Consider the following 332-nt stretch of genomic DNA (forward strand, 5'->3'; position numbering starts at 1 on the left):
AAGCGCTTGGCCCGGCCGCGAATGGTGATGAAGCCTTCGCGGTCGACCGAAACGATGTCGCCGGTATCGTGCCAGCCGTCGAGCGGTTGCAATTCGCCGGGCCGATCTGATGTCATGTAGCCCATCATCAAATTCGGCCCGTCGAGCCACAACCGTCCGGCCCCGCTAATGCCCTCGACCGGCTCGAGCTTCATGCGCATGGCCGGCAACAGCCGCCCGACCGTGCCGTCCGGGCCGTGCATAGCGGTGTTGACGGCAACGACGGGCGCTGCTTCGCTCAGCCCGAAACCCTCGATGAGCTCGGCCAGCAAACGCTCCCGGAGGCTGCGGCG

General features: G+C 66.6%; 1 protein-coding gene. It reads right to left on the reverse strand.

Going from position 1 to position 332, the window contains the following annotated elements:
* A partial coding sequence (locus tag EN786_RS36665) for an AMP-binding protein (protein ID WP_145972935.1) occupies positions 1 to 332 on the reverse strand: 332 nt, incomplete at both ends.

This window comes from Mesorhizobium sp. M4B.F.Ca.ET.143.01.1.1 (assembly GCF_004792275.1).
Classification (GTDB): domain Bacteria; phylum Pseudomonadota; class Alphaproteobacteria; order Rhizobiales; family Rhizobiaceae; genus Mesorhizobium; species Mesorhizobium abyssinicae.